Origin of the sequence: Desulfovibrio sp. SGI.102, from assembly GCF_050314315.1 — a bacterium.
GTDB lineage: Bacteria > Desulfobacterota > Desulfovibrionia > Desulfovibrionales > Desulfovibrionaceae > Desulfovibrio.
Map to the genome: position 1 here is coordinate 1 of NZ_JBNPNC010000115.1, position 1,699 is coordinate 1,699.

General features: G+C 60.6%; 2 protein-coding genes and 1 tRNA gene. 2 read left to right on the forward strand and 1 reads right to left on the reverse strand.

Features of this window, described 5'->3' with window-relative positions; translation table 11 throughout:
* Positions 1 to 144: 144 nt before the first annotated feature.
* Positions 145 to 221: transfer RNA gene (locus ACQRCJ_RS12380), tRNA-Arg, on the reverse strand.
* Positions 222 to 467: 246 nt separating this feature from the next.
* Between ACQRCJ_RS12380 and dgt the strand changes: the two genes are divergently transcribed.
* Together dgt and ACQRCJ_RS12390 are read left to right on the forward strand one after the other, a co-directional pair.
* Positions 468 to 1,283 (forward strand): dGTP triphosphohydrolase, encoded by an 816-nt coding sequence (dgt, locus tag ACQRCJ_RS12385; protein WP_427799933.1) that lies wholly within the window; start codon positions 468 to 470, stop codon positions 1,281 to 1,283.
* Positions 1,280 to 1,699: a hypothetical protein gene (locus tag ACQRCJ_RS12390; protein WP_427799934.1), complete on the forward strand. Its 420-nt coding sequence runs from the start codon at positions 1,280 to 1,282 to the stop codon at positions 1,697 to 1,699. Before dgt ends, ACQRCJ_RS12390 begins: the two co-directional genes overlap by 4 nt.

The window sequence follows — 1,699 nt, forward strand, 5'->3', positions numbered from 1 at the left end:
ACCACGCCTTTTAAAATCAAAAAACATGCCGGACATCCTCTAAAACAAATTCTGGAAGTTAGTTACAGAATTTGTCTACTTCTGTCATGCGGGATAAAAAAGGTGGCTACACGCGGTCATGCATGTAGCCACCTGATCGTTCCATGGCGCGCCCGGGAGGATTCGAACCCCCGACCAAGAGCTTAGAAGGCTCCTGCTCTATCCACCTGAGCTACGAGCGCGTGCTGTCCTTATAGGTGGCAAGCGTCTGTCCGTCAAGAGGGGGCAGTATGGCCATGGTCCATGCGATGGGACAGGCTGGTCGTCTTGCTGCTCAGGCTGGCGACCGGCCAGATGTCCCTTTCCACTTCAGGAATCATGCGGCATAAGTGCGCCACGGCCCGGCCGCTCTTGTGTTCCGCATCCAGGCGTGGCAAGTTCTGTACTTACTGGTCTGTCTTCACCGTCTCAGGCACGCGGGAGGTCCCATGAATTTTCAGGAAAAGTGGCGCAAATTGCTCCTTCCCCTGCGCTACGGGGGCAGCGGGATGGATTTCAAGAAGCTGGACCCGGCCCGCAGCCCGTTTTTGCAGGATCGGGACCGCATCATCTATTCCAGTTCGTTCCGGCGTCTGGCCCGCAAGACGCAGGTGCATCCGCTGGTGCGTAACGATCACATCCACACGCGCCTCAGCCATTCGCTGGAGGTCAGCAGCGTGGGGCGTTCGCTGGGCGCCATGGCGGGCTATTTTTTGCGCCGCCGGGACGAGCTGCCGGAGTATGCCGCGCCGGAATTTCCCGGCCAGATCCTCGAAGCCGCCTGCCTGGCCCACGACATCGGCAATCCGCCTTTCGGCCATGCGGGCGAGTTCGCCATCCGTGACTGGTTCGGGGACCCGGCCAACCACACCTATATGAATGCGCTGGAGGAGACGCATCAGAGCGATTTCCGCTGCTTCGACGGCAACGCCCAGGGCTTCCGGGTAGTCAACGTGGTGGAGAACAACCGCGATCAGGGCGGGTTCCGGCTTACCTATCCCACGCTGGCCAGCATGGTCAAATATCCGTGGGATTCCTGGCAGTCCCGTACGCGGAGCGGCAAGTGCAAGTTCAACTACTATCAGGCCGAGGCGGGCATTTTTGAAGAGGTGTTTTGCGCTCTGGGGCTGAAAACGCGCCGGGGCGACTTTGCCCGCCATCCGCTCTCCCTGCTGGCCGAAGCGGCCGACGACACCTGTTACCGCATCGTGGACATGGAAGACGCCCGCGAGCTGGACATCATCACCCTGTCATCGGCCACGTGACCGCGAGCCTGTTCGAGACCTTCGCCGCGCAGTACGAGCGCATCATGCGCCGGGAGTTCGAAGGTCCGCTCATGGATATGGCGCCGGAGGACGTCCGGGCCTATATGGACAGGGCCAAAGAGATCTTCAACGGGCGCATCCTCAAGAACAGTCACAAGACGGCGCTGGAGATCGGGTCCTACAGTGTCTACAAGCGCCTGCTGGATACCTTCATCCCGGCCTGCCATCGCCGCATCTGCGATCCCGGGCGGCTCACCTACAAGGAGCAGCAGGCCTTGCAGCTCATGGGCGGCCATGCACCGCGCCGTGAGGATGGCCTGTACGTCTCCTATCTGCGGGTGCTGGATTTCATCACCGGCATGACCGACCAGTACGCCAGCTTCGTGTCCACCCAGTTCCTGGGCACGTCCTGCTAG

Coding starts and splice junctions, on each gene's coding strand:
- dgt (WP_427799933.1), top strand. CDS start 468: ATGAATTTTCAGGAAAAGTGGCGCAAATTGCTCCTTCCCCTGCGCTAC.